This is a genomic window from Dictyobacter halimunensis, assembly GCF_036245075.1.
Genome location: NZ_BSRI01000002.1, coordinates 2,470,488 through 2,497,043, shown reverse-complemented (window position 1 = coordinate 2,497,043; position 26,556 = coordinate 2,470,488). Strand labels below are relative to the sequence as shown.

Below are 26,556 nucleotides of genomic sequence, written 5' to 3'. Positions count from 1 at the left end.
CGGCTGGCTGTTTAAACGGAGGAGGAAGATATGTTATTAGAAGCCATGATTCGCAAAATGCTCGTAGATGGTGATCAATGGGCCAGCTGGCAGGGCTATCATGTCCCAGTAAGCGAAGAATATTTTGTCATCTGGACCCCGATTGGAACGCCCATGCACTGGAAGCCGGGCACATGGACAGCCCACAAGCACCAGTTGAGCTATTTCTGGCCGGATGCCTGGCACACGATACACGCGGGATATAACGAACAGGGGAAGTGCATCAGCGTCTATTGTGACGTCGTATTGCCACAGTCGGGTTATACAAATACCGCGCGCGAGCTTATTTATACGGACCTATACATAGATGCGGTAGTAAGAGAAGATTACAGTGTCTATACTAAAGACCAGGAAGTATTCGAGCGAGCGGCCAGGAAGTATCCTATTGTCGAGCAGGTCCGCGCACAATCCTACACGGCACTGGATCAGCTTGAAGAGCAGGCCAGGCAATGGACAGGACCATTTAAAGTCATCCCACGTCAATTGCCCGGCACAAATTTTGAAACGTACACGCCAGAAGAAGCAGCAAAGATCCTCAAAAAGCAGATATAGACGCTATACACGATCCAGAGAAACGATTTTCCAGGTCTTCCCCTCGAGCTTCATAGTCAGATGCGCATGATAGCGAATGCCCGAGTTACGATCGATGGTCGCGATAATCTGGGTCGCATCGTTGCCATAGGGAGCCAGCTCGACATTGACGATCGCCCCGTTCATATTATCGCCTTCCTGCGCCATGCGCATAAAAACGTCCTTCGTCACTTTCTTGCCGCTATCATCGACGGCATTGGCAGAAAGATAGGTATAGGCCTTCTCATAGTTCCTTGCCCTGGCCGCTGCATAATACAGGGCCGCCGTCGGAATGCTACGCACCGCCCCCTTGGAGAGGGCGATCGGCGTCGGAGTTGGATATGGCGTTGCCTTACTAACTGGTGCGGGATTTTCACCGCTACTACACGCGAACAAGAATACAGACAACAGACAGATCAAAAGGCCAGAAATAAGGATCCGCTTCACATTGATACTCCTCATCATTTCCAGGTTCTCCCTCATCGCTTATACCGCTCAATCCACAAAAGCGAATGTAAATATATGTTATGTCTACTTAATGACGTAGGCGGCAGATAACCGTAACTGTAACCCGCAGTTCACAAAGAAGATTGTACACTTTTAACGCCTGAAAATTCAAAGAAATTCATGTTTAGGTACTTCATACCTATTTTTTGGCCATAATATTGTTATTTACGGCAGGATGATTTATATATTATACTATGCAAATCTAAAAATAGGTCTATATGCCCAATTCTATGGTATGCATTTAATCTATTTCAATGCATAACACAATGGTTCTCACTGCCGTAAGCCTGGAGCCCGGCACCTTTTCTTTCTTTCTTGATAAAAATGTACGGAGAAAACCTATTAAGGAGTTTATGGATGATTTCCCAGAATTCATCTTATCCTGACGCGAATGCCAATCCTCCTTTCCCAGCTGCGAAACAAAGCAAACGATCACGTCTGTTCGCGCTTATTAGCCTGCTAGTGCTGATGGGTATCGCCGGGGGAACATTCGTCTCGCTCAACTTCACAACGTTGAAATCTGCTTTCGCCGCCGATCCAAGCACGGCAGTCGTAACTTTCAAAGGTGATAATGGTCATACTGGCAATTATTCCACTGAAAAAACGCTCAATTTAGGTAATGTAAACCCTTCAAAATTTGGCAAACGCATGTCATACCAGGTTGATGGGCAGGTATATGCACAGCCATTATTTTTGCCTAATCTCAGCGTCAATGGTGCGACACACAATGTTGTACTGGTAGAAACTGAGCACGACACCGTTTATGCGTTTGATGCCGACCAGACAGATTCCAACACGCCTCCTCTGTGGAAGACGTCGTTCCTGGTCAACGGCGCGACCTCACCGAGCTACATGGATATCGGTGGCTGTAACGACATGAAGCCTGAGGTTGGTCTTTCCGGCACGCCGGTCATTGACCAGGCAACCGGCACCATGTATGTGGTAGCCATGACCAATGAAGGTGGCAACCTGGTCTATCGCATACATGCTCTCGACGTAACAACAGGCCAGGAAAAGCCCGGCAGTCCCCAGGTAATCTCAGGTTCGGTTCCTGGAACCGGCTCAGCTACGGCCAATGGTCGCGTACCCTTCCAACCCAAATATGAGCGCCAGCGTTCCGCTCTAATGCTGGCCAATGGACAGGTATACGTCTCGTTTGGGTCATTCTGTGACTACCGCCCATACCATGGCTGGATCATCTCATACGGCTATAATGGCTCGGCCCTGGTACAGACGCACATCTATAGTGATACAGCTAACGGTAAAGATGGTGGCATCTGGGCCTCCGGTGGGCCACTATCCACGGACGCCAGCGGCAACATCTACTATGTTAGCGGCAACGGCGACTTTAACCTGAACACCGGTGGCACTAATGGCGGTGATGCTATTGTCAAATTGTCGCCGGACCTGTCAAAGGTACTGGACTACTTCTCTCCATTCAACCAACTCTGCCTGGACCAGGCGGATGCCGACCTGGGCTCGGGTGGTTTGCTATTTGTGCAAACGGCTAAAGGGCCAGAAATAATCCAGGGCGGCAAAGAGGGGCGCGTCTATGTACTCAATCCCAACTCAATGGGAAAATTCACCACCGACCCTAATCTGAACTGTGCCTCAACCTCAACCGAGCGCAACCGCACAGACATCGATAAAGTTGTGCAGGAGCTGCCGCCCAACACCACAGGTGGTATCTACAGCAATCCAGCGTACTGGAACGGCAACGTCTACATCGCCGGTGCACGTGAGTACATCAAAGCCTTCAAATTCAACACCACTACCGGCCTGCTGACGGCTCCGTACTCATCGCGCAGCCCGGAGACATCGCCATTCACCGGCGGTAACCCGGTTATCTCCAGCAATGGCATTCAGGCAGGTACGGGTATTCTCTGGAGCATCGCGCCAGGAACCAGTAACGGCACCGATTTCAATGCTGTGCTGCGCGCATACGATGCCACCAACATAGGCAATGAAATCTATAACAGTGAAACCCATGCCTCGCAAGACCGCCCGAGCGGTACCTATGTAAAGTTCTCAACACCGGTTGTAGCCAATGGCGAGGTTTTCGTCGGTACGAAGAGCTCACTGGACATCTACGGTCTATTCTCGAGCACACCGAAACCAACACCAACGCCGAGTGGCACGCCTACCGGAACGCCGACACCCGGTGGTACGCCCACAGCCACACCAACACCCGGTGGCACGCCTACACCAACGCCAACGCCAACACCTGGCGGACCAGTATTCAACAACGTTGGTATCTCGCCAGACACCAATCCTGGTAGCGCCAACTTCGACAATGGACACAACAGCTATTCCGACGACCTGCTGCGTAGCGCGGGTATCAACGCCGGTGACAACACCTTCTACAACCCGACCGGCATGGTCTTTACATGGCCCAATGTCGTACCGGGCGCGGCTGACAATTACATAGCGGGTGGTCAAACGCTTAGCGTTGACTCGGTACCCAATGCCAACATCCTGGGCTTCCTGGGATCAGCATCTGGAGGACCGAGCTATGGTACGGCCACCATCAACTATGTTGATGGCACAACACAATCATTTACACTGGGCTTCAGCGACTGGACCCTGGGTGGTGGCAAATCGCCAATCTCCTTTGGCAATGGCACGCTGGCCGCGCTACCATATCGCAACACGCCCAATGGCTATCAGCTGGTCACTACCTACGTCTTCTACACTGACGTCGCCATCCAGCCGGGCAAAGCGGTCAAGAGCGTCACGTTACCATCGAAGGTTACCGGTGGTCTCATGCACATCTTCGCCGTCGCCACCAAAGAGGGTCCGACGCCAACCACACCGGTACCAGCTGTACCTTACAACAACGCCGGTGCGACCGATGACAACAATCTCAGCGTCGGCAACCTGGACGGCAAGTACAGCTACTCATTCCAGGCATCGCAGATGCAGGGTCTGATCCCTGGCGTTTCCGTCAATGCTTATGGTGGCACCTTCACCTGGCCGGTAGCCAACGCGGGCCAGAACAACAATTATATCGCCAATGGACAGGTCATTCCAGTCACGCCGGTCAGCAATGCCCAGACCCTGGCCTTCCTGGGATCGGCCACCGCTGGTGACTCACAGGGTACCGCCACTATCACCTATGATGATGGCACAACGGCACAGGCGCCGCTCCGCTTCAATGACTGGACGCTCAGTGCAGGCAATGAATCCTTATTGCCGGGAGTTCAGATCGCGGTCTCCATGCCATATCGCAATTTCTCGGGTGGTCATCAGACGATCAACAACTTCGTCTTCTACACCGAAATTGGTCTGGCGGCTGGCAAGACGATCAAGAGCGTGACACTGCCCAGCGACACTACCGGTGGGCAGATGCACATCTTCTCGATTACCACCAAGAGCAGTGCTCCCTTTACCCCGGTGAGCGCCAACAACGCGGGCACCACCGACGATAACCATCCTGGCGTTACCTCGCTGGACGGTAAGTACAGCTACTCGGCACAGGCCCTGAAACAATCAGGTCTGGCCCCTGGTAACATCTTTACGTACAACTCCACCAGCTTCATCTGGCCCGGTGGTATCGCTCAGAACAACAACTACGCGGCCAGTGGCCAGGTAGTTCCGGTTAACGCGGTCAACGGAGCCACGGCGCTGGCCTTCCTGGCAAGCGCTCACAGCGGACCAACCAGCGGCACCATCACCATCACGTATGCGAACGGCACCACCGAACAGGATAACGTGAACTTCAGTGACTGGACGCTGGGCGGCGGCACGCAGCAGCTTTCGTTGGGTAACTCGATCGCGACCACCCAGGCCTACCGCAACTTCTCAGGTGGGCGGGCGAACGTCAAGACCTACGTCTACTACATCGAAGTGGGTCTGCGACAGAATCTGCCGGTGGTCAGCGTAACCTTGCCGAACAACAACCACATTCACATCTTCGCAATAGGAACCCATTAGTCGTGGCCGCGTCTCTCACGGGGCGCTTGAACAAGCAGGACCTCCGGGGATCATTCCCCGGAGGTCCTGCTTTTTTCTCACTTTCTGGCGCCAGTCTTGTACACGAGCAATCAGGAACGTATAATTTATATAGCTTCAGAAGCAAGCAATAAAATCTGGCCAGTATGTTAGCCAGAGACCTGGATAGTAGGCGCAGCAAATGGGGAGAGGAGAAAAACGACTGCATGACCTCAGAATTGCCAGAGGAGTTGCAACAGCGACTCGCGGGGTATCATGTCACGCAGTTTGACGAGGTAGCGCTACGTCAGGCCCTGGAGCAACATACCACGACCTATACCCTGATTAAGCTGGCGGAATGGCCCGCCAGGCGCTGGAGATGCCACTACCGCCTGATGATGAGGGAAAGCATGTATGATGCCCAGACGGTATCTGAAGCCTATGCTATGGGCCTCCTGGCGCTGCTAGGGGCAGCGGTAGAAAACCAGGAAGAGCACGAAGCGCATAGCGAAACAGAGCAGACAGAATAAAGCAAGGCAGTACTATTTCCCATATACCGTTACCTTGTTCCTATACTGTTTCCAAATTGGCCCCAATGTCGTTTAATATTATTAGGTGGAGTAAAAACGGATAACAATTTTAGGTATATCTCCACTAGTTTTTAGTTATTCTATTACGGGAAAGGAACCGTTACACTTATGCAACGTACCATGTGCAAAGGGAAGATCCATCGCGCCACTGTTACCCAGGCCAATCTGAACTACATCGGCAGCATCACGATTGACCAGGATCTGCTGGATGCAGCGAACATTTACCCTTATGAAAAAGTGCAAGTGGTAAATATCAACAATGGTTCACGCCTGGAAACCTATACCATCGCGGGTGCTCGTGGTTCCGGAGTCATTTGTTTGAACGGTGCAGCTGCACGCCTGACCGCCGAGGGCGATAAAGTCATTATCATCAGTTATGCTCAATATACCGATGAAGAGATTCGTAGCCTGGTACCGCAGGTCGCCTTTGTAGACGATGAGAATCGCCTGACCGAGAAAAAAGACGTACCCCTGATCGAAATGTTGCCTGAATTCGATGACCAATTGATGCCAGAAGTTGAAGTTGCCCTCTCATAGGAGCTTCGAGTAGTCTAGTTCATTCGGCCTGCCGGGTTGAATGAATTGCTACTTACCTCTCGCCTAACAAACGTTAGTTAGCATACTTTTTCCTCACCCTGGTATCTGCTCTCTCCACAAACCACATCCAAGAGTGTATATTTATGCCCTGTCTGTGAAACACAGAGGAAATGAAGTAAACTTAAAAAGTTATATTGAATAGATGTGAAACAGAAGACCCGCTGGCCAGCGGGTCTTCTGTTTCACATCTATTCCCGCCTTCGGCGGGGAGAAGGAGGGGAATCTTGGGGGACACCCCCAATCCCCCGACAGGAGGGCTCGCCGCCCTCCTGCACCTCCCGCCTTCGGTGGGGAGGAAGGGATTTTTTGGGGACACTCCTAATCCCCCAGCAGGAGGACTCGCCGCCCTTCTGCACCTCCCGCCTTCGGTGGGAGGAGGGATTTTTGGGGACACCCCACCCCCCGGCAGGAGGGCTCGCCACCCTTCTGCACCTCCCGCCTTTGACGGTACAACGAGCTAAAATTTGTAGGGGGATGGAAGGCTGCAGTCGCAGCCTTCCATCCCCCTACAAATTTTAGCTCGTGGCAATTTCCTTTTAGAAGGGGGTAAGTTAGAATAGAGTAGGAAGAGAGAGGAGTATATAGATGCGTATTACGGGGTTGCAACCGCAGGCTAATAATCCGGATCGGATCAGCATTTTTGTGGATGAGCATTTTTTGATGGGGGTGAATACGCTGCTTGTGCTGAAGATGGGGCTGCGGCTCGGTCAGGAGCTGACGCCAGCGCAGGTGCAGCAGTTGGAGGATGAGGAGGCACTACAAAAGGCGGTCGATCGGGCGATGAACTATCTTTCTTTTCGGCCGCGCAGCCGCGAGGAGGTGCGGCGCTATCTTAAACAGAAGCAGACTCCCCTCGAGTTGATCGACGCGGTGATCGAGCGGCTCAATCAGCTTGATCTGATCAATGATGAGTCGTTTGCTTCGTTCTGGATCGAGTCGCGCGAACGTTTTCGGCCAAAGGGTGCGCAGGCGATTAAGAATGAGCTGAAAATGAAGGGTGTGAAGCGCGAGGTCATCGATGAGGTGGTAACAGGCGAGCAGGATGAGGAGCTAGCGCTACGCGCCGGCCGCAAGAAGGCGCAGTCGCTGCTGCGCCAGCCAGACATGGATTATAACGCCTTTCGCACCAAACTGGGACCGTTTTTGCAGCGGCGCGGCTTTAGCTATGAGGTAACCAAACGCGTGGCACAACAGCTCTGGGAAGAGTCATCCCAGGGGCCGGTTGAAGATGATGAGGATTTTTCATCATAAATGACATTTTGGGTGGAATGTGAGCGCAAGGGAACGGGGTCGCTTCGCTCCAAAGCCGAGGCAAGCCCGAAAGCCGGGGCAAGCCCGGCACCTACGCGCGCGTTTCCGATATAAAGGGATTATGTGCCGGCGGGCTTGGGAACCGTGGGCAACGGGCTGTCGGGCAGGTTGGTTGGATTCAAGAGGGTGATCTTGATCTGCTGGACATTGCTCGGGACCGCGTCGCCATAGGACATACGAACAGAGAGCGTGGTGGGGTCCAGGTTCGCGTCTTTCAGGATGGTGGTCCGGGCCTGCTTCAAGTTCATGCCCTTGATATGATTCTTGATCGAGCTCATCTCGGAATCAGAGATCTGATAGCGCGAGATGCCGGACGCGGCGATGGAGACCTTGATATCGCCATTGGAGCTAACGCTCTGGACTACCGGCTGACCAACACGGGTCTTTGTATCGATCAGCGCGTAGTTACCGCTCACCTTGCGCTTCAACATCTGCAGGGCCAGATTTTGCACATCGGCCTGCTTCAGATATTCAATGCTCCCCTGCTCCGTCATCGTCACCGTCATGGTTTTACTGGTGGTGCCGACAGTCGGGCTAGACGTGATTGCTCCATCGGCGTAGAAGATATCGCCCACGGTGGTCACGCCAGCTTGCTGAGCCTGCTTATGCAGATCCTGCACGATCTGTTGCTTCAAGGTCGGTCGCAGTCGGGCCGATAGGACGCTGATATCGACCAGCGACACCGTCTCTTTACACTCGAAGATCCCCATCACGCACCCACTCACTCCGGTAGGATGTCCATCGATAGAGCCCTGCTTGGAACTGGTCAGCACGCTGGCCGGGATCACGCCATGGGCGGTATCGGCCTTTTTGACGCCGGGCCGGGCAATAAAGGTAAAGACGCTACTGACCGTCTGAACTTTGGGAGAGATGGTCACATCGGCCGTAATCGACGCCCGGAAAATGAGGTTTACGATGCCCCCGAGCACCACTAAAATAGCGATAATAAAGATGGAGATAATGATAAGTGGCGAGGCACGGCGGCGCTTCGCCTTCTTCGGCGCAGGCGCCGGCTTACGGGTCTGCAGCTGGGCATATTTATCCAAAGAAGCTGATTTATTACGCGCTGACAGATGCTTTGGATCGAGTTCAGCGGTCGGGGCATCGTAATCAACCTGGCTAAAGTTATCCCCTCGTTGTGGCAGATGCGGCAGCACCGTACCGCGCGTTAGAGAGGGATCGGAAACCCCGCGAGGGCGCACCGGAGGACGTGAGCCACCGGCCGCCGAGGAGGCCAGCACGACTTTCTGCTCGCCGCTATCGGAACGCCGGGCCTGACGTCCCAGCGGCGCATGCTCACCCGAAGCCAGGCGCCGGACCGGGCGCGCCGTCGGCTGATCCTCGATATCTTTCAAATCCCTGCGCACAGGGGGTCGCGACGTCGGCTCATCGGCATTTCCGCGTACCGGGGGACGAGAAGCGGCTTCGGCGCCCATACCGGCGCGAGAAGGGATACGGGCCGTCCGCTCCGCCGCGCTGGCGCGCAGAGGAGGTCGCGACGTCGGAGACGCCCTGCCGGTCCGCAAAGATGGACGCGAGGGCGGCTCGGCCATCTGCTCATTGAGAGGGATGGCGGTCGACTCATCATCTTCATCCAGTGGAACAATCACCTCATCCAGAGCGGGCGCGGCGCTCTCAATCGGCAGAGGAGAGGCGGGCTGCATCTGCTGGGCGGTCGTCAAAGACTTATAGGCATGCTCAAAGGCCAGCAACAGATCGTCCACGCTAGCAAAGCGATCGTCCGGATCAACGTCCAGGCAGCGATCGATAACGCTGGTCAGAGGGAAAGGCAGGTTCGAGGGCACGTCCACGCGTGGAAGCGTGCCGGTTAGCATCACATACAGAATCACACCCAGCGAATAGATATCGTTACTCGGCGCTGAGACGCCCCGCAGGCGTTCGGGCGCCACATAATCGGCGGTCCCAAGCTCGCGCTCGCCAGATGTCAGCGCGCCGCTGTTCAACGAGCCCTGTGAAGAGGCGATGCCAAAATCGATCAGGCGCACATACACGCGACCGCTATCTTCTTCTTTATCCAACAGGATATTGGATGGCTTCAGGTCGCGATGCACGATGCCGCGTTTATGCAGATAAGAGACCGCCCGGCAGAGCGCGCTAAACAGCTCGTACACCTCGGAGACCGGCAGAGCACCGAGCGCCAGGCGCTGGGCAAGTGTCCCATCCTTAATATAAGGAGTGACAATGAACAGGCGCCCCTGTTCCTCGCCAAACTCTAGCAGGGGCAGGATATGATCGTGTTTCAGGTAAGAGGCGACCTCAGCCTCGCGCAAAAAGCGCTGGCGAGCCCTGGCATCGTTCACCAGGTCTGAACGAATAATTTTTACCGCGACCTCTCGGCCAAAGGCTGTGCGCTGATGGGCCAGGTAGACCTCGCCCATCCCGCCAACATCGATGCGGCGAACCAGGTCGTAATTTCCGAATTTCTGCAGGTTGGGTGCCTCTTCCTTTTTAGGACGCTTGCTTTCCGCAAGGAAACCATGTTGTTCGTTCATGTGAATTGTGGTGGCAGTTTGTAGTAAACAAACTACATATCAAATGCTTGTGACTAGGTGTGGCAAGAATGATTTTCAGCATACTAGAAAGGCTGTACATAACTACATGCTATGTGCAGTATAGCACTTGTATAGTCAGAAGTGAAGAGCAAAGGCCATAATTGCATGCTCATCCTCTTGCGAATTGGGCACCTATGTTGTATTATATAGCCGGTTCGCACTCTCTCAACTAGAGTGCTAAATTGTAGAAGGTCGTGAAAACACGGCGTTCTTGCACATATACACACTGAACAGGGAGGACATGGAGTATGTCAACAAAGCTTCAGCCACTTGGTGATCGCGTGGTAGTCAAGGGCCTGGCCCGTGAGACAGTCACGCGCAGTGGTATCGTACTGCCAGATACAGCGAAAGAGAAGCCTCAAGAGGGTGAGATCCTGGCAGTCGGCCCCGGCAAGATCCTGGATAATGGCAAGCGCACAGCGCCCGAGGTACAGGTTGGGCAGCGCGTATTATTCGCGAAATATGCCGGCACCGAAATCAAGATCGACGGCCAGGAGTATTTGATCCTCCGCGAGAGCGACATCATGGGAATTGTGGAATAGGTTATTGTTTTAGTTAGGTTGTATCAGAGGAGTAAATTTCGTGGCAAAACGAGTACAGTTTGATGAGAAGGCGCGCTACTCCCTTAAAAAGGGAATGGACACGGTAGCTAACGCGGTCCGCGTAACAATTGGACCCAAGGGGCGCAATGTAGTGCTAGACAAAAAGTTTGGCGCTCCCACAATCACGAACGATGGTGTCAGCATCGCTCGCGAAATTGAGCTACCTGATGCATTTGAGAACATGGGTGCCCAGCTCTTAAAAGAGGCCGCGACCAAGACCAACGACGTCGCCGGCGATGGCACCACCACAGCCACCGTGCTGGCCCACGCGGTCGTCAACGAAGGTTTGCGGAACCTGGCGGCCGGTGCGAACCCGATGATTCTGCGCCGTGGTTTAGAGAAGGGCGTCGAGGCCGTTATCAACGAGATCAAGTCCCAGGCCAAGCCCGTCGAGACCCGCGAAGAGATCGCCCAGGTAGCGGCAATCTCCGCTGGCGATGCCGAGATCGGCAACCTGATCGCCGAAGTGATGGAGAAAGTCGGTAAAGACGGCGTCATCACAGTCGAAGAGGGTCGTGGTATCACCACTGAGAAAGAATACACCGAAGGCATGCAGTTCGACCGTGGCTTCATCTCGCCCTACATGGCGACCAATGCCGAGCACACAGTGGCTGAATTGGCCGACCCCTATATCCTCATCACCGACAAAAAGATCAGCGCCATCGCTGACATCCTGCCCATCCTGGAAGCTGTTCTGCAGACCGGCCGCAAGGACCTGGTAATCATCGGCGAGGACATCGACGGTGAGGCTCTGGCCACCCTGGTTGTCAACAAGATGCGCGGTGCCTTCAACGTCCTGGGCGTCAAGGCTCCAGGCTTCGGCGATCGCCGCGAGGCCATGCTGGAAGATATCGCTATCCTGACCGGCGCCACGGTTATCACCGAGAAGACCGGCCTGAAGCTGGAGAATGCCACGCTGCAGGATCTCGGTACCGCCCGCACCGTCACAGCCAACAAAGAGAACACCACCATCGTTGAGGGTTCCGGTGATCACTCCGCCATCCAGGCGCGCATCGGCCAGATCCGCATGCTCATCAACGAGACCACCAGCGACTACGACCGCGAGAAGCTCCAGGAGCGCCTGGCCAAACTGGCTGGTGGCGTTGGCGTGATCCGCGTTGGTGCCGCCACGGAAGTGGAGATGAAAGAGAAGAAGCACCGCGTTGAGGACGCCCTCTCCGCCACACGTGCCGCCATCGAAGAGGGTATCGTCCCTGGTGGTGGTTCCGTTCTGGTATCGGCAATCTCGGCCCTGGACACAGTGCAGGCCCAGCCTGGTGACGAGGCCACCGGCGTCAACATCCTGCGCCGTGCCCTTGAGGAGCCACTGCGCCAGATCGCGCACAACGCTGGCAAAGACGGCGCCGTCGTCGTAGCCGGTGTGCTTAACAATCCCCGTGGCTATGGCTTCAACGCCCTCACCAACGAGTACGTTGACATGGTCAAAGCCGGCATCATCGATCCGGTGAAAGTGACCCGTTCCGCCCTGCAGAACGCCGTCAGCATCGCCAGCATGGTGCTCTCGACCGACACCCTGATCAGCGACATCCCTGAGGAGAATCCTGCAGCCGCTGCTGGTGGCGCCCCCGGAATGGGTGGCATGCCCGGCATGGGCGGCATGGGAATGATGTAGTCGCGGCTCTCCGTCCTTCACCTGGAAGGACGGAGAGAGGAGTGCGAGGACACCTCGCGCTCCGTCAGGGGCTGCCGCCCCTGCACCCCGCTTCACCCTGTTACAGTGAATTAATAAAGAAAGCCCATCCGAGCAACTTGTTCGGATGGGCTTTCTTTTACTGGCAATAGCCAATCTTTCCCCAAAATTTAAGGTTGCAACGTCTAATATTACAGATAGTTGTGGCATCCTTTATAAAGGATATAAGCACGGTTATAGGTCCAGGAAAGGGCCGGAAGACAGGCTAAAGGCTCCCGCAGGTTATGGTAGAATAACAACTAGTGATTCATCAATTAACAGTAAATCACTATGAACATGAGAGGAGTTCCGACCACGCCTATTAATTTCCATGCGGAAGAAATCCGCAATACATATGCTACACGCCAGGCGACTGGTACCTGGAAAACACTGATCAATCATATCGTGGAGGTACAGGGTCGCACGGTAGCTGACATCGGCTGTGGTGGTGGTATCTACGCCAAAGCACTGGCCGATATGGGGGCGGCGCACATCACCTGCATCGACTCATCTGACATTATGCTCAGCGACGCCCAGAGCGCCCTGAAGGCGCACAACAACATCAGTTATGTCAAAAGCGATGCCGGGCAGATCCCGGTCGAACCACAGCAGTTCGACATTGTGCTGGAGCGTGCCCTGATTCATCATTTGAACCGCGAAGAGCTCAGTGTGAATTTCGCGGAAGCGTTACGCATCCTCAGGCCCGGCGGCATCCTGATCGTACAGGACCGAACACCGGAGGACTGTCTGCTCGCGGGGAGCCAGACCAATATTCGTGGCTACTTCTTCACCCGCTATCCCAAACTGGCGCAGCAAGAGGTTGCCCGCCGTCACGATAACGCTACCGTCATGAGCCTGCTGCACCAGACCGGCTTCCGCGTGGTTGAGAAGCGGCAGCTCTGGGAGACGCGCCAGGTTCACAACAACTTCGCCTCGCTCGAACACGATCTCAAAGCCCGCACCGGCCGCTCAATCCTGCATGAATTGAACGACGCCGAACTAGCCGATCTCTGCCAGTACATCCACAGGCAGATCGATGGGGACAGTCAGGCAATTGTAGAACAGGATCGCTGGACGATCTGGAGTGCAATGCGCTAAGCGGCCTCGCTCGTCAGAATCTTTTTCTGACGAACGAGACCCCGCACGTCTCTCTACACGAGATTACACCTCCCACACCCCTCACCGCAATTAAAGGTTTTCAATCTCCACCGGCTCGATCGGCTCCGCGAGATCAAAGTGGAAGACCTTCGAGTAGAAGTAGAGCTCCGCCTCTAGAGAGCGCTTGATGTTTTCCGCGCGACGGAAGCCATGCTGCTCACCCTCAAAGGGCACATAGGCGACCGGCACCTTTTTGGCGCGCAACGCCTCCACCATCAGTTCTGCCTGGCTGGGCGGCACAATCTTATCCTCAAGTCCCTGGAAGAAGATCACCGGGCAGGAGAGCCGATCGATATAGTTGATAGCCGAACGCTCATAATAGAGATCCTTGCGCTCAGGATAGGGTCCGATCAGGCCATAGAGGTAGCGCGACTCGAACTTATGGGTATCATGGACAAAGACGTTCAGATCGCTGACGCCAAAATGGCTGGCGCCCGCCTTAAAGGCATCGCTGAACGTCAGGGCGCACAGGGTAGTATAGCCACCGGCGCTACCGCCCTGGATGGTCAGACGATTGCTATCGACCAGCCCACGCTCCACCAGGTACTTCGCGGCGTTCACGCAGTCCTCGACATCCACCACGCCCCACTGTCCCTTCAAACGATCGCGATAGGCGCGTCCATAGCCGCTACTGCCACCATAATTGACATCGACCACAGCGAAGCCCCGGCTGGTCCAGAACTGCGTGCTCAACTTCAAGGCGGAAGAGGCCGCGCTGGTGGGCCCACCATGGCTGATGACCAGCAGCGGAGGCAGTTCCCCTTCAGGCGCCGCATAATCAGCATTCTTTGGCGCGTAATAATTGGCATACGCCGTCAGGCCATTCTCGGTGGGAAATTCGATCAACTGGGCGTCAGAGATATAACCCGTATCAACGACGGCGGACTGGGCGCGGCGCAACACATCGAGCTTACCCGTGGCGATATCCAGACTCACAATCGCACCCGTGGAGGTGGCGGAAGCACCCAGGAAAATGGCATGTTTAGCGTTGGTGCGAATACTTGAGACCGAAGAGAACGGCAACGAAATGGGGGTTAACGCGCCCGAGCGGGTATCCAGGTAGGCCAGGGCGGAGCCGGAGGGGCCACCATACCAGCAGATGATGCGATCGGCGGACACAAAATCATAGGTAGAGAGTCCGAAGACCCAATGGGGGGTGCCGAACTCGGCCTCCCTGGGGCAGACCGCCTCCACGCCGCTATCGGTCACCCGATAAATGTTCCACCAGTTGGTGCGGTCCGACACGAAGTATAGCACGCCATCCGGGGACCACGAAGGCTGGAAGATAGACTCCTCAGCGCCGCCAGCCACACGCCGGGCGTTCTCTACGAAGCCATTCTCGCCCAGATTGGCCACCCACAGCTCACAGCCATCCCAGGGCATATTGGGATGATTCCAGGTCAGCCAGCACAGCTGAGAACCATCGGGACTCAAACGGGGGGCGGCATAGAAATCGTTGCCCGCCTGTAAGATCTGCAAATCATCCCGCGAGCCATCATTGGTATCCCCATTCAGAGGAATACTGACCAGCATATTAACCGCTTCTCGCCCGGTATTAGTATGATCCTCGCAGATACAGACCAGGCGCTGGCGCCGCTGGTCGAGCACCATATCGGCGTAGCGACGCTCGATAGCGGGTGTGAGCGCCACCGGTTCGGAGCTGGGAGCCACGCGATAGAGGCGCTGATCCGAGAAATTAGAGAAATAGAGCGTCCCATCATGGACCACATAATCACCGCCACCGTATTCATGCACACGGGTACGCGCATTAAACGGTTGTGGAACCAGGTCCGTCAATGTCCCGTCGGGCGAGCAGCGCACCACCACATTGCGACCACCTTCAGATGGGCGCCCCTCTATCCAATAGATATCATCACCATCCAAGGCGGTAAGGCCAAAGCGAATCGTCTCACCAACGATCAGATCCGTTGTCACCGGCGATTTCCAGGACCCATAGGGGGCTACCTTTTTATTAGCCATAATATTCCTTTCCCCAATGTTATCAAGAACCGGGCCTACAAGCGCACCCGGTCAAGCAGCATAGTATATATGAAAGTGCCTGACTCACGTGATATTGGGGCACATGAGCGCCCCCACACGGGCGTCCGCTGCGCGGCCGCATCAGTTTTTTTGTGTTGGTGCATGGGGTGCGCGGATGCGCACCCCATGCACCAACACAAATATGACCCCTGAGCACCGTAGGTGCGAAGACTCAAGCACGCTGCAGGCGATCATCTTACACATCAGACACTCTGTACGAATTGAAGCAAAGCGAGAAGACAATCAGGATGTTATGTATTCTGGGCGCGTAAACGCGCTGAGATGCTGGCACCTGAGCATCGGTACGTTTTCCATTATATCATTCATGAGGGGGCATTATCGTGGGGGGAGGAAAAATCGGACGCGAGGTCCGAACCTATGGGCGGGGGTGCCGGGCATATAGCATGGGGTGCCGGGCCCGGCGGGCCCGGCACCCCATGCTATGGGTTATCGGAGGAGGGATTGGGCGGCTTGCTGGATCTGCGGGAGCCAGAAGGGGAGGATGACTCCGGTGACGAGGGTGCCAAGGGCGGCGATGCCGATGGCGACCCAGGACCAGCCTTCTAACTCGCGGGTTGGTTCTTCAGCAGGCGTGACGGCGGGTTGCGGCTCCGCCGCAACCCTGGTGCTGGCAGGCCTTTCGGCCACGGCGGTAGCGCCACGGGCCGAGGAAGCGGTGCGTCTCAGGCCTCCCGTGGGGGCCTTTGTCGCGGGCCGAGGCGTGGCAGGAATGTGTCCCGGCGTGGCGGGAACAGCCAGGGCAGGGCTCTCCTCACGGCCCTCCATGAACATGGTCCCGATGAAGCGCAGGTAGTAGTAGATGCCCAGCACGCTGGCAATGACGCCGATAACGAGCAGCTCTGGATGTCCTCCAATCAGGGCGGCGTAGAACAGGTAGTATTTGGCGGCGAAACCGGCCATGGGCGGGAAGCCAGCCAGGGCCAGCAGGAAGAAGGCCAGCAGGCCAGCCAGCCAGGGACGGCGATACCACAGGCCACGCAGATCGGCCGCCTCGTAGCCAGTGTTATCGAGGCGCTCCAGCAGGGAAACGACGCCAAAGGCTCCCATGTTCATAAACAGGTAGCAGCTCAGGTAGAACAGGACGGCCGAGGCGCCGATATGATTCTGCGAACCAGTTCCGGCCCCACTGACCACGACACCGATCAGGAGATAGCCGCCGTGCGCGATGCTGGAGTAAGCCAGCAGGCGCTTGATATTGCCCTGCCCCACAGCCATCACATTGCCCAGCACCACCGTCAGGACGGCGATAGCCCAGACGACCGGCATCCAGCTACTCTGCACCGATGAAAGCGCGAACCCGAAGACGCGTATGAACGCCAGCAGGGCCGCGACCTTGGTGCCGACCGACATAAAAGCCGTTATCGGGGCCGGAGCCCCCTGATACACATCGGGGGTCCAGGTCTGGAACGGCACCGCCGACACCTTAAAGGCAAAGCCGACCGTCAGCAGTCCCAGGCCCACCATCAGCAGGATAGGAGCCTGACCATGAGCCTGCGACATGACGTATCTCTGCACATCCACAAAGTTGGTATGGCCGGTGGCAGCATAGATCAGGGCGATACCGTACAGCAGGAAGGCCGAGGCAAACGAGCTGAGCAGGAAGTATTTCATGCCCGACTCCTGCGAGGCCTGACGCTGCTCGATAAAGCCACACAGGATATAGAGGGCCAGGGAGAACATTTCCAGGCCCACGAAAACGATCAAGAAGCTCAGCGCGCCAGCCATCAGCAGCATGCCGGTCATCGACAGCAAGAGCAGGGCGTAATACTCGCCCTGGTGCACCAGGCGCAGGCGCTTCAGGTAGGCCGGTGAAAGCAGGATACCCAGCCCACCGGCAACCAGGATAATCAGGTCCGCGAACAACGTTCCGGAATCGGCCCCCAGCATATTATTGAAGACCGAGGTCGGATGGCCCACAAAGAACAGGGTGATCGCGGCGGCTATCGATCCCAGCACACCCAGCAGGGCCACAGCGGGCAGCACCGTAAAGTTAGCGGGACCGCTATGCTTTGATCGCTCCCCCTCATGTGGCAACAGCAGATCCACCAGCATCAGCACCAGGGCCATCACCACCAGGACCACCACAGGTGCGATTCCCAACCATTGGTCGGCACCCGCAATATAGTTAAAAGTCGTCATAGCAAGGTCCCTCTATTTGGCAAAAGCGCTGCTCAACGCCTGCATGGCATTGGAGACCGAAGGATCGATGATCCCGGTCAGGAAAGCAGGATGCACGCCAATATAAAAGATCAAAACGAGAAGTGGAATCAGGACCCAGAACTCACCCAGGCTGAGGTCGCGCAGCGTACCCTTGCGCAGGGCGGTCCCAACGTGTCCCTCCGCCACCGGAGTTCCCCACATCATACTGATGAAGAAGCGCAGCATATACCAGGCAGCCGGCACCACCACCAGCGTCCCCAGGATGCCCAGGGTCATATTCGAACGGAACGCGCCCAGCAGGGATAAAAACTCCCCGGTAAAGCTATTCAGTCCGGGCAGACCAAGCGAGGAGAGCGCAGCGATAAACATGACCACCGCCAGCCAGGGGATGCGTCCAGCCAGGCCACCGTATTCGCGCAGGCGACGCGTACCCGTACGCGCCTCCAGAAAACCAACGATCAAGAAGAGGCTGGCCGTCGTGATACCATGATTGACCATCTGCAGGACCGAGCCGGTCATCCCCTGAGAGTTGAAAGAGAACAGGCCCAGCATAATCACCCCGAGGTGACTAATACTCGAATAGCCCAGCAGACGTTTGGCATCGGTCTGCACCAGCGCCAGGACAGCGCAGTAGATAATGCCGATCACGGCCAGCGTATTGATCACTGGCGCCAGCGTCTGAATGGCCTGCGGGAAGAGCGGGATGCACAGGCGCAGGAAGCCATAGACACCGGTCTTGGACATGGCGCCGGCCAGCATGGCCGTGACCGGGGCCGGCGCCTCGCTATACGCGTCCGGCAGCCAGCTATGGAAAGGGACCAGCGGCACCTTCACCGCGAAGGCGGCCGCGATAGCCAGCAACAGCCAGAGCTGGATATTGCCGTCCAGCACACCACGACAGGAGGTGGTGGTATTCAGCAGCTGAGACATCTCAAGGGTATAGCCGCAGGAGCCACCGGCCGCCAGCTGATGATAATAGCCGACCGCGATAATGCCGATCAGCATCAAAAAGCTGCCGACCGAGGTAAAGATCACGAACTTGAAGGCCGCGTAGACGCGGCGATCGCCGCCCCAGCTACCGACCAGGAAATAGGCAGGAATCAGCATCACTTCCCAGAAAATGTAGAAGAGGAACAGATTCGAGGCCAGAAAGACGCCCAGCATGCCGCTCTCGAACAGCAGCATAAAGGCCATATAGGTCTTGACCTTCTGATCAATGCGGAAGGAAGCGCCGATACACACCACCGTCAGCAGGGCCGTCAGACAGACCAGCACCAGGCTGATACCATCGACGCCCAGGCTATAGTTAATGCCCAACGATGGGAACCACTGCCAGCTCTCGCGCAAGAACGAAGAGCTAAACAGGCTGATCTGATTCTGTAAGTAGGTCAGCACCAGGGCCACTACCAGCAGAGCCTCAACCAGCGCCAGTCCCAGCGCAGTGAAGCGAACCGCCTGTACCCGCTCACGAGGGAAGAAGAGCAGAGCCAGTCCTCCCAAGAGGGGAAAGAAGATGACCGCCGAAAGAAAGAACATGGCCGCTACCCCCTCACCGCATAATAAACAATAATTACGACAACACCCAGCAGAATGCCCAGCGCATAGTTACGCATATAGCCGGTCTGCACGCGGCGCAGCACAGAGCTGGTACCACGGAACACATTCGAGATGCCACGGCTCCCGCCATCGAGGACATCGCCCTCCAGATAGCGCGAAAGGCCACGACCCACGGCCTGCACGGGTCTGACCAGCACGGCATTCAAAGCCTCATCCACATAATACTTGTGGAAGACCAACCGATAGAGAGGATTGGCATTCTCTTTGAAGGCGAACCCCTTACCATAGAGACGCCACGCACCCGCGATCCCCAGCAGAGCCACCACCAGACTAATAATGGTCGAAGTCCAAGCCAACCCAACCGATGGATCAGCAGCGTGGTTAGTAACCGCCGGACTCAAGAAGCTGGTCAATGGAGCCCAGCCGGGGGCGCCAAAGAGGGCCATCGAGCCGATAAAGCCACCAATGACCGAGAGGATAGCCAGAATGATCAGCGGGATCGACATCACAGGCTGGACATCATGGATGGCGTTATAGCGCACCGGGCCACCATGGTGATGTCCGGAGGCCGCTGCTTCTTCTTCCTCCACATCCTCGAACTCGCTGGGTATAGCCACCGCGCCGCGATAGTCGCCCGAGAAGATACCGAAGAAGAGACGGAACATATAGAAGGCCGTCAGACCAGCGGTGACGATGCCAACGATCCACAGCACGTAGTACCAGACATTGCCGGACGAAGTAGCAGCGGCCAGCACTGAGGCCAGGATATCATCTTTACTCCAGAAGCCCGCCAGCGGAAAGATGCCGCTGATAGCCAGGGCCGCGATCAGGAAGGTAATGCCGGTCACGCGCAGACGTCCCCAGAGTCCCCCCATCTTGCGCATATCCTGCTCACCGGCCAGCGCATGGATGACCGCGCCAGCACCCAGGAAGAGCAGGGCTTTAAAGAAGGCATGGGTCACGAGGTGGAAGATACCACCGCTATAGTTCTGCACGCCCTCGGCCATAAACATATAGCCCAGCTGGCTGATGGTCGAATAGGCCAGCACGCGCTTGATGTCTAGCTGAAACAGGGCGATGGTCGCCGCGTAGAGCGCGGTAGCGCCGCCAATGCCGGCCACCACACCCAGGGCCGCCGGTGACTGATTGAAGATGGGATAGGCGCGGGCTACCAGGTAGACGCCAGCCGTAACCATGGTCGCGGCATGGATCAGCGCGCTGACCGGGGTCGGACCCTCCATAGCGTCCGGCAACCACATATAGAGTGGAAGCTGAGCCGACTTGGCCGCGCAGGCCACGAACAGCAGCAACGCGATAGCCGTCGCGCCAGCGGCGCCAAAGTTATGGCCGAATACGCCGGCATAGTCCAGGCGACCGGCGCCCAGGAAGATCAGGAAGATGGCCAGCATCAGGCCAAAGTCGCCGATCACATTGATCACGAACGCCTTCTGGGCGGCCGCGATCGCCGAGCGACGCTGATACCAGAAACCGATCAGCAAATAAGACGCCAGGCCGACCAGTCCCCAGCCCACCAGCAGGAACAGGAAATTGTTGGCGATCACCAGCGTGACCATGGCGAAGATGAAGAAGTTCAGGTAAGCGAAGAAACGCCAGAAACTCTGATCATCGGCCATATAGCCAGCTGAATAGATATGGATCAGCAGGCCAACGCCCGTCACCACCAGCAACATCGTCATCGACAGAGGGTCCAGCCGCGTCCCAAAGTCCAGGGAGAACGAACCGGCACCGATCCAGTGATAGACGACCTGGTCACTGATACGCCGGGCAACGGGTGTGCCCAGCATGATAAAGAAGTTGACGGCAGAGATGAGGAAGGCCAGACCACAGGCCCCCCATCCAACCGTCAGGATTGCCGTCCGTGGCATAAACCTGCCCGCCAGGCCCAGGACGATAAATCCGAGCAAGGGGAACACGAGCACCCATAGACTTAGATTTGCCATAGTTAGCCTCGCATTATGTTCATCTCGTCAACATCGATGTTGCGGCGCTTGCGGTAGATGGAGACGATCAGGGCCAGACCAACCACGACTTCAGCGGCGGCGACCGTCAGCACTAAGAAGACAAACATCTGCCCATCGGCAGAATCGAGAAAATGTGATAGGGCCACAAACGATAGATTGACGGCATTCAGCATCAGTTCAATCGACATAAAGATAATGAGTGGGTTGCGTCGGATGAGGACGCCGATCACTCCGATTGTGAACAATACGGCGCTCATTATCAAATAAGCAGATAATGGCATTGTTCTCTCCTTTTTCTTTTCGGTGCCGCCTACGGCGGCAAGAAGGAAAGGAGGTGGGTGGGGGCACAGCCCCCACACCCCCAGTCAAGGGGCTCGCCGCCCCTTGCATCCCCGCTTTTGGTATCACCCGCAGCGGCGGTAAGAAGGGAAGAAAGGTAAGTGGGGGTACAGCCCCCACACCCCGTAGGTGCCGGGCTTGCCCCGGCTTTGACCTCCCCACCCCTTGCATCCCCGCTTTTGGTGCCCCGATTTATATAGTTTTTAATTGGTGCGGCGACCGAAGACGAGGGCGCCGAGGATTGCGACGATGATGAGCAGGCTGGTGATCTCGAAGGGGAATAAGAAGCCATGGAAGAGGGCCATGCCGAAGGCCTGGGTGTCTCCATGGAATTTTATTACGGCCTGCGAGAGGCTGTTGTCGGAACTGGCTTTAGCTCCGGCTGTCTGGGCTCCGGTGAAGAGCAGATAGCTCAGGGAGGCGACGAGCACAAGTCCGAGTAGGCCACCAACGATGCGTTGCCAGGGTATGCGATCCTGCAGATCGGATTCGTTCTGATCGGGGGCCAGCATGGTGACGACGAATAGGAAGAGAACCATGATAGCGCCGGCATAAATGAGTATCTGGACGACCGCGATGAACATAGCCTGCAGTTGCAAGTAAAATAGTGCCAGGAACAGCAGCGTGAGGATCAAGCTCAGGGCGCTGTGGATGGCATTCTTGAAGGCGATGACGCCGATTGCCGTGGCAACCGTGGCGACCGCCAGCACAATAAACGATACGATTTCAAATGTCATATCATTTTCCTTTACGACCCCCGGACGGGGCAAGAAAGTGGGGGCAAGCCCCGCACCTACGATGGCCTCCGGCCGGGGATCATTTTCACAGCTTTCTTCTATCCTCATCCTGCTCTTCGTTGACGAGAAGGTTGGGGCGTTCGACTTCGATGTTGCCGAGTCCGACGGCGGCGGAACTGGCGCGTGAGCCGTCGAAGACGTGCGATTCTTGCGGGATGGGCTGCGCAGCCTGTTCGGGCGCGGGCTCGGCCCAGACGTTATTAGAGCCGATGGTCGACTCGCCCTTTGACTCTAGCAACTGCTCTTTGTGATAGACCAGATCCTCGGGATAATACGAAGCCAGCTCGTATTTCTGCTCCAGGGTAATGGCTCCCGTGGGACAGGCGGCCTGGCAGTAGCCACAGAAGATGCAGCGCAGCATGTTGACGTCAAAGACGCGGGCGTAGCGTTCTCCAGGGGAGACGCGCTGCTCATCCGTGTTCTCGTCGGCCTCGATATAGATGGCATCGGCGGGACAGGCACCGGCGCAGAGATAGCAGCCGACGCAGCGCTCCATGCCATTGTCGTAGCGATGCAGCACGTGGCGACCACGGAAGCGCGCGGGCAGCTGACGCTCCTCCTCAGGATAAGAGACGGTAGTAGGCTTGCGACCAATATTCTTCAGGGTTGTGGCCATGCCTTTGACGATATCAAAAGACATTACATTCACTCCTTATACCCGTATAGCGGTTGAATCGGATGCCTCCGGCGCGGACTCACTGGTCTCAGCAACAGGAGGGGCAGGCTTCTCGAAGCGTGCCAGTCGAACCGAGGTCGGCAGAACCCGAACCCCCTTGCTCGGCTCCTCTTCAAAACGTGTGCCTTCTTTAATGCTCTGGCGGCGAAGGACAAACAGCATAATAGCGATGACGATCAGTCCACCGACACCACTGACGACCCAGCTCCAGTGAAGGGCGACCGCGAAGGCAGTGATAATAATGTTGAGAACAGACAAAGGCAAGAGCGCCTGCCAGCCAAAGCGCATCAGGCGATCATAGCGGATGCGAGGCAGGGTGGCACGTAGCCAGATGAACAGGAACAAGAAAAAGGCGACCTTGATGATAAAGATGACGATCGAGAGCACCGGGATACCATCGGTCAGGCCGAAAAAGCTCCAACCACCCAGGAAGAGGGTGGAAGCGATCGAGCTGACGGTGATCATGTTGATGTACTCGGCCATCTGGTAGAGGCTCCAGCGCAGACCGCTATATTCGGTCAGATAGCCGGCCGTCAATTCCTGCTCGGCCTCTGGCAGATCGAAGGGGGCGCGGTTCACCTCGGCCACACCGGCGATAAGGTAGATCACAAAGCCGAGCGGCTGCGCGAACAGGAACCAGATGCCCATATCGAGCTGACGATGAACGATATCGACCATGCTCAGGGAGCCGGACCACATCAGCACACCACTCAAGGCCAGGCCCAGACTTGTTTCATATGAAACCATCTGGGCGGCGCTACGCAGGGCGCCCAGCAACGAATAGCGATTGCCCGAGGACCAGCCACCGAGCACGATACCATAGACCGCCAACGAAGAGATGGCCAGGATCCACAGGATACCGACATTGATATCGCCGATAAAGGGGTCCCAGACGCTATGCACATTGGCCTTGCCGCTCCAGTTATTGCCGATCGGTACCACCGCGAAGGCACACAGTGCCACCACCACCGAGATCACCGGAGCGACCAGGTAGATAGCTTTCCTGGCCTGGGATGGCACGATCTGCTCTTTAAAGGCCATCTTCAGCGCATCGGCCACCGGCTGAAACAGACCCAGCGGACCGGCGCGATTTGGACCCAGGCGACCCTGAATTTTAGCCACCACGCGCCGCTCGATCAGCGTCATGTAGGCAAAGGCGGTCAGAAGGACGAAAATCAGGATAGCGCCCTTCACGATCGTCGCCACAATCAGGGCCACAGTGGGATCATTCATGAAATCAAACATGAGCAACCTCCTGCTCCTGCACAATGCGGACGCCCTGAGCTCCTAGATCCTCCCAGGTCAGACCGGCATAGAAAGGATTATTATCAGCAATTTCCAGCAGCACATCACGCGGGCTGGCGTAGGTCCAGGTCTCGCCCAGCGCGCCGGCCAGTCCTACCAGGATCTCCCAATCGGCTTTAGCGCCTGGCAGGGGGCGCAGCGCGCGCCGGATGGCCTGCACATGGTGATCCACGTTGGTCATGCTGCCCTCTTTTTCAGCGAAGGAGACGGCGGGAAGGACCACATCCGCTTGCTGGGCCGTTTCGGTCAGCAGCAGATCCTGGACCACCAGCAGATCCAGCGAAGATGGCAGTTTACCATCGGACAGATGACGGGCGGGATTGGCCCCCATCACCAGCAGGGCCTTCACCTGCGAGCCGCTCAGGATCTCATCATAGGTCAGGCCCGGCTCATCAACCGTCCGGTAGCCCGGCAAGGCATCGGGGAGCAGGCCCATATCGCGCGCGCCGAGGGAATTGGCGTCCTCAAACAGGGGGCCAACGCCGGCGCCGGGCCGATCCAGTTGTTTGGTCAAGACCGCCAGCAGCTGCGTGTTGGCCGCCAGATGCTCGTTGCCAGGAACCCGAGTCGCCATCTCATCGTACAGAATGACGGCGCCCTTCGCGCTCAACAGCTCATCGGCCAGCTCTTGAAGCCCGGTCGTCACCCTGGCACCGAATGAGTCCTCGGCCGCCCGGATCGCCTGGTCCTCGCGCTTAATGCTATCGCGCACATCTTCATGGCCGCTCAGATCCAGTTCGGCATTGTTCAGCAGCTGCTTCAGCATCACTTTAACAGCCATGGCCTCCGAGCCCTCCGGCACCGTCAGCTTCAGGGCCGACAGGCGATCCAGCTCGGTATCCGCTGAATTGATGACGATGATCTTCGCGCCGTTACGCAGGGCCTTCTTGATGCGCAGATTGAGGATCGGCTGGCGCTGATAGGGATCGGAGGCGATCAACACCACGTGGGAGGCCTTCTCGATATCGACGATGCTGTTGGTCATCACCCACGGGCGGCCGGTCAGCTGATCGCGCGCGCCAGGGAAAGATCCATGGTGGTGATCCACATTTCTGGTACCGATCACATCGCGCAACAGCTTCTGGAAGAGGTACGCCTCCTCATTGGTGGTGCGCGTCGAGCCGATGCCCGCCACCGCCTGCTTGCCATGCTGGGACACGATCTCTTTCAGGCGCCGGGCGATAAATAACCACGCCTCATCCCAGCTGGCCTTTGTCAACTGGCCGTTGCGGCGGATGAGAGGCGTGCGCAGACGCTGCGGACTATTGACATAATCAAACTCCCAGCGACCACGGTTACACAGCCAGCCATCATCGATGGCATCATTGTTGCGTGACATCAGGCGCATCACGCGGTCCACGCGGCTATCGATGCGGGCGTTACAGCCCACGCTACAGTTGTTGCAGACGCTGGGCGTACGCTTGAGCTCCCACGGACGCGCCTTAAAGCGGTACGTCGAGGCCGTCAACGCGCCAACAGGGCAGATCTCGGTGGTATTGCCCGAAAAGACCGAATCGAAGGCATGGCCAGGGGCCGTACCCACTTCCATGCGGTATCCACGGGAGATCATCACCAGGCCATTGTCCATAGAGATCTCAGAGCTAAAGCGCGTACAGCGCTGGCAGAGGATGCAGCGCTCGCGATCGAGCAGCACATCTTCACTAACCGGGATCGGCTTCTGATAGTGGCGCTTATGCAAATCGAAGCGCGTATTGCCGGGACCATGGCGCAGCGTAAAATCCTGCAGATCGCACTCACCGGCCTTATCGCAGATCGGGCAATCCAGAGGATGGTTCAGCAGCAGGAACTCCAGGGTACCCCGGCGCGCCTTCAGCACCTTCTCAGTCTTTGTATGCACCACCATGCCCTCAGCCACCGGGGTCGTACAGGAGGTTTGTGGAGGCTTCGGCATCTTCTCGATCTCCACAAAGCACATACGACAGGCGCCCAGGGGCGGCATCTTCTGATGATAGCAATAAATAGGAATCTCGATTCCCGCCTTTTGAGCGGCCGCCCACACCAGAGTTCCCGGAGGAACTTCTACAGGGATGCCATCAATGGTGAGATGTACAAGTTCGTCTTTTTTCTCTTCTTCTGGCATGTCAGAATTTC

19 protein-coding genes are annotated in these 26,556 nt (G+C 56.6%); 8 read left to right on the top strand and 11 right to left on the bottom strand.

Features of this window, described 5'->3' with window-relative positions:
- Positions 1–30: 30 nt before the first annotated feature.
- Positions 31–591: a DUF402 domain-containing protein gene (locus AABA21_RS24415; protein WP_338254292.1), complete on the top strand. Its 561-nt coding sequence runs from the start codon at positions 31–33 to the stop codon at positions 589–591.
- A 3-nt stretch (positions 592–594) separates the two neighbouring features.
- On the opposite strand, the gene AABA21_RS24410 is transcribed toward AABA21_RS24415, so the two are convergent.
- On the bottom strand, positions 595–1,056 hold the full coding sequence (locus AABA21_RS24410) for a hypothetical protein (RefSeq protein ID WP_338254290.1): 462 nt from the start codon (positions 1,054–1,056) through the stop codon (positions 595–597).
- 417 nt (positions 1,057–1,473) lie between these two features.
- Here AABA21_RS24410 and AABA21_RS24405 point away from each other — a divergent pair, with 417 nt between their 5' ends.
- The 4 genes from AABA21_RS24405 to AABA21_RS24390 all read left to right on the top strand — a co-directional run bounded on the left by AABA21_RS24405 (position 1,474) and on the right by AABA21_RS24390 (position 7,484).
- Positions 1,474–5,049, top strand: coding sequence for a hypothetical protein (locus tag AABA21_RS24405; RefSeq protein WP_338254289.1), 3,576 nt, complete (start codon positions 1,474–1,476; stop codon positions 5,047–5,049).
- Between the two features lie 224 nt (positions 5,050–5,273).
- Positions 5,274–5,576 (top strand): hypothetical protein, encoded by a 303-nt coding sequence (locus AABA21_RS24400; RefSeq protein ID WP_338254288.1) that lies wholly within the window; start codon positions 5,274–5,276, stop codon positions 5,574–5,576.
- Between the two features lie 168 nt (positions 5,577–5,744).
- Positions 5,745–6,173: an aspartate 1-decarboxylase gene (gene panD / locus AABA21_RS24395; RefSeq protein ID WP_338254286.1), complete on the top strand. Its 429-nt coding sequence runs from the start codon at positions 5,745–5,747 to the stop codon at positions 6,171–6,173.
- A 645-nt stretch (positions 6,174–6,818) separates the two neighbouring features.
- Complete coding sequence (locus AABA21_RS24390) at positions 6,819–7,484, top strand: regulatory protein RecX (RefSeq protein WP_338254284.1); 666 nt, start codon at positions 6,819–6,821, stop codon at positions 7,482–7,484.
- A 119-nt stretch (positions 7,485–7,603) separates the two neighbouring features.
- On the opposite strand, the gene AABA21_RS24385 is transcribed toward AABA21_RS24390, so the two are convergent.
- Entirely contained in the window at positions 7,604–10,057 is a 2,454-nt protein-coding gene (locus AABA21_RS24385) for a serine/threonine protein kinase (protein ID WP_338254282.1), read from the bottom strand.
- Positions 10,058–10,365: 308 nt separating this feature from the next.
- Between AABA21_RS24385 and groES the strand changes: the two genes are divergently transcribed.
- The 3 genes from groES to AABA21_RS24370 all read left to right on the top strand — a co-directional run bounded on the left by groES (position 10,366) and on the right by AABA21_RS24370 (position 13,507).
- A complete protein-coding gene (gene groES / locus AABA21_RS24380) occupies positions 10,366–10,659 on the top strand; it encodes a co-chaperone GroES (protein ID WP_126596007.1) in 294 nt (97 codons plus the stop codon).
- 40 nt (positions 10,660–10,699) lie between these two features.
- Positions 10,700–12,352, top strand: a complete 1,653-nt coding sequence (gene groL / locus AABA21_RS24375) for a chaperonin GroEL (protein ID WP_338254281.1) — start codon at positions 10,700–10,702, stop codon at positions 12,350–12,352.
- Positions 12,353–12,700: 348 nt separating this feature from the next.
- Complete coding sequence (locus tag AABA21_RS24370; protein WP_338254279.1) at positions 12,701–13,507, top strand: class I SAM-dependent methyltransferase; 807 nt, start codon at positions 12,701–12,703, stop codon at positions 13,505–13,507.
- A gap of 90 nt (positions 13,508–13,597) precedes the next feature.
- Here AABA21_RS24370 and AABA21_RS24365 read toward each other — a convergent pair whose 3' ends face one another.
- The 9 genes from AABA21_RS24365 to nuoG all read right to left on the bottom strand — a co-directional run bounded on the left by AABA21_RS24365 (position 13,598) and on the right by nuoG (position 26,545).
- Positions 13,598–15,547 (bottom strand): S9 family peptidase, encoded by a 1,950-nt coding sequence (locus tag AABA21_RS24365; protein ID WP_338254278.1) that lies wholly within the window; start codon positions 15,545–15,547, stop codon positions 13,598–13,600.
- Between the two features lie 507 nt (positions 15,548–16,054).
- Complete coding sequence (locus AABA21_RS24360) at positions 16,055–17,767, bottom strand: NADH-quinone oxidoreductase subunit N (RefSeq protein ID WP_338254277.1); 1,713 nt, start codon at positions 17,765–17,767, stop codon at positions 16,055–16,057.
- Between the two features lie 12 nt (positions 17,768–17,779).
- Positions 17,780–19,324, bottom strand: coding sequence for a complex I subunit 4 family protein (locus tag AABA21_RS24355; protein WP_338254276.1), 1,545 nt, complete (start codon positions 19,322–19,324; stop codon positions 17,780–17,782).
- 5 nt (positions 19,325–19,329) lie between these two features.
- The gene (gene nuoL, locus AABA21_RS24350; RefSeq protein ID WP_338254275.1) at positions 19,330–21,306 is read right to left on the bottom strand and encodes an NADH-quinone oxidoreductase subunit L; all 1,977 of its coding nucleotides are present in this window, start codon (positions 21,304–21,306) and stop codon (positions 19,330–19,332) included.
- A gap of 2 nt (positions 21,307–21,308) precedes the next feature.
- Positions 21,309–21,608 (bottom strand): NADH-quinone oxidoreductase subunit NuoK, encoded by a 300-nt coding sequence (gene nuoK / locus AABA21_RS24345; protein ID WP_126596000.1) that lies wholly within the window; start codon positions 21,606–21,608, stop codon positions 21,309–21,311.
- A gap of 261 nt (positions 21,609–21,869) precedes the next feature.
- Positions 21,870–22,403 carry an NADH-quinone oxidoreductase subunit J family protein gene (locus AABA21_RS24340; protein WP_338254274.1) on the bottom strand — a complete coding sequence of 178 codons (534 nt, stop codon included), beginning with the start codon at positions 22,401–22,403 and terminating at the stop codon, positions 21,870–21,872.
- Between the two features lie 85 nt (positions 22,404–22,488).
- Positions 22,489–23,103, bottom strand: coding sequence for an NADH-quinone oxidoreductase subunit NuoI (nuoI, locus tag AABA21_RS24335; RefSeq protein WP_338254273.1), 615 nt, complete (start codon positions 23,101–23,103; stop codon positions 22,489–22,491).
- A 12-nt stretch (positions 23,104–23,115) separates the two neighbouring features.
- Positions 23,116–24,384 carry an NADH-quinone oxidoreductase subunit NuoH gene (gene nuoH / locus AABA21_RS24330; protein WP_338254272.1) on the bottom strand — a complete coding sequence of 423 codons (1,269 nt, stop codon included), beginning with the start codon at positions 24,382–24,384 and terminating at the stop codon, positions 23,116–23,118.
- On the bottom strand, positions 24,377–26,545 hold the full coding sequence (nuoG, locus tag AABA21_RS24325) for an NADH-quinone oxidoreductase subunit NuoG (RefSeq protein ID WP_338254271.1): 2,169 nt from the start codon (positions 26,543–26,545) through the stop codon (positions 24,377–24,379). The genes nuoH and nuoG overlap by 8 nt, the downstream gene beginning before the upstream one ends.
- Positions 26,546–26,556 lie beyond the last annotated feature (11 nt).

Bases quoted from the DNA above. Each gene is read 5' to 3' on its own strand.
- AABA21_RS24355 (WP_338254276.1), bottom strand. From the start codon at position 19,324: ATGTTCTTTCTTTCGGCGGTCATCTTCTTTCCCCTCTTGGGAGGACTG.
- nuoG (WP_338254271.1), bottom strand. From the start codon at position 26,545: ATGCCAGAAGAAGAGAAAAAAGACGAACTTGTACATCTCACCATTGAT.
- AABA21_RS24405 (WP_338254289.1), top strand. From the start codon at position 1,474: ATGATTTCCCAGAATTCATCTTATCCTGACGCGAATGCCAATCCTCCT.
- groES (WP_126596007.1), top strand. From the start codon at position 10,366: ATGTCAACAAAGCTTCAGCCACTTGGTGATCGCGTGGTAGTCAAGGGC.
- nuoK (WP_126596000.1), bottom strand. From the start codon at position 21,608: ATGCCATTATCTGCTTATTTGATAATGAGCGCCGTATTGTTCACAATC.
- AABA21_RS24415 (WP_338254292.1), top strand. From the start codon at position 31: ATGTTATTAGAAGCCATGATTCGCAAAATGCTCGTAGATGGTGATCAA.
- panD (WP_338254286.1), top strand. From the start codon at position 5,745: ATGCAACGTACCATGTGCAAAGGGAAGATCCATCGCGCCACTGTTACC.
- nuoI (WP_338254273.1), bottom strand. From the start codon at position 23,103: ATGTCTTTTGATATCGTCAAAGGCATGGCCACAACCCTGAAGAATATT.
- AABA21_RS24340 (WP_338254274.1), bottom strand. From the start codon at position 22,403: ATGACATTTGAAATCGTATCGTTTATTGTGCTGGCGGTCGCCACGGTT.
- AABA21_RS24385 (WP_338254282.1), bottom strand. From the start codon at position 10,057: ATGAACGAACAACATGGTTTCCTTGCGGAAAGCAAGCGTCCTAAAAAG.
- AABA21_RS24360 (WP_338254277.1), bottom strand. From the start codon at position 17,767: ATGACGACTTTTAACTATATTGCGGGTGCCGACCAATGGTTGGGAATC.
- AABA21_RS24365 (WP_338254278.1), bottom strand. From the start codon at position 15,547: ATGGCTAATAAAAAGGTAGCCCCCTATGGGTCCTGGAAATCGCCGGTG.
- AABA21_RS24390 (WP_338254284.1), top strand. From the start codon at position 6,819: ATGCGTATTACGGGGTTGCAACCGCAGGCTAATAATCCGGATCGGATC.
- nuoL (WP_338254275.1), bottom strand. From the start codon at position 21,306: ATGGCAAATCTAAGTCTATGGGTGCTCGTGTTCCCCTTGCTCGGATTT.
- nuoH (WP_338254272.1), bottom strand. From the start codon at position 24,384: ATGTTTGATTTCATGAATGATCCCACTGTGGCCCTGATTGTGGCGACG.
- AABA21_RS24370 (WP_338254279.1), top strand. From the start codon at position 12,701: ATGAACATGAGAGGAGTTCCGACCACGCCTATTAATTTCCATGCGGAA.
- AABA21_RS24400 (WP_338254288.1), top strand. From the start codon at position 5,274: ATGACCTCAGAATTGCCAGAGGAGTTGCAACAGCGACTCGCGGGGTAT.